Origin of the sequence: Halorubrum sp. CGM4_25_10-8A (assembly GCF_005435025.1) — an archaeon.
Taxonomy (GTDB): Archaea; Halobacteriota; Halobacteria; order Halobacteriales; family Haloferacaceae; genus Halorubrum; species Halorubrum ezzemoulense.
In genome coordinates this window covers 1-793 of record NZ_SGTX01000046.1, presented here as the reverse complement: position 1 = coordinate 793, position 793 = coordinate 1, and the positions used below count along the sequence as shown (strand labels likewise).

Genomic DNA, 793 nt, shown 5'->3' with positions numbered 1-793 from the left:
CGCGCTGCGCGCGCCGGTCGCTGTGAGTACGAGCAGATCCGTCAAGAGATTCAGGATGCTGACGTGGTTCACATCGACGAGACAGGCATCAAGCGCGACGGTGAACAAGCGTGGATTTGGACGTTTCAGACCGTTCAACACACGTTGTACGCGGTCAGGGAGAGTCGCGGAAGTGATGTTCCCGCGGAAGTCCTCGGCGAGGACTTCGCGGGAACAGTCGTCTGTGACGGGTGGACGGCGTACCCAGCTTTCAGCAGCAACCTCCAGCGGTGCTGGGCGCACATTCTTCGAGAGGCTGAGGAGGCCGCCGAAAAGCAGCCAGAAGGTGAACCGATCTACCAGGCTCTCAGACAGCTATTCGTCGCTCTCCAGGCTCGGCTGGAGAGCGACCCAAGTTCTCGTGAGAGAGCAGACCTCCAGCGTGTGGCGCGAAGAGAGCTTGAATCGCTGATTGACCGGTCAGTACCCGACGGACCAGTGGCAACACTGCTGGGGAAGATCGAAGGAGGTCTCGACCACTGGCTCACCTTCGTCGGTGAGCCAGCGGTCTCTCCGACAAACAATGCCGCAGAGAACGCGCTTCGGGAACCAGTAGTTCTGCGGAAAATCATCGGAACGCTGCGTAATGATCGAGGAATGTTCGTTCACGAGACGGTCTTGTCCCTGCTGGCGACGTGGCGCCAGCAGGGACGCAATCCATACGAAGAGCTTCGTCGAGCCGTCAGTAACAATGAACTGATCTCACGGGCTCACGCTGTGCCGGCTGTCGAGACTCCGGGGTAAACACGTACCA

1 protein-coding gene is annotated in these 793 nt (G+C 59.4%); it reads left to right on the top strand.

Annotated features, from left to right (window positions below):
- Positions 1–783: IS66 family transposase (gene tnpC, locus EXE52_RS18065; protein WP_137704006.1), on the top strand; the 783-nt coding region annotated here is incomplete at its 5' end.
- Between the last annotated feature and the right edge of the window lie 10 nt (positions 784–793).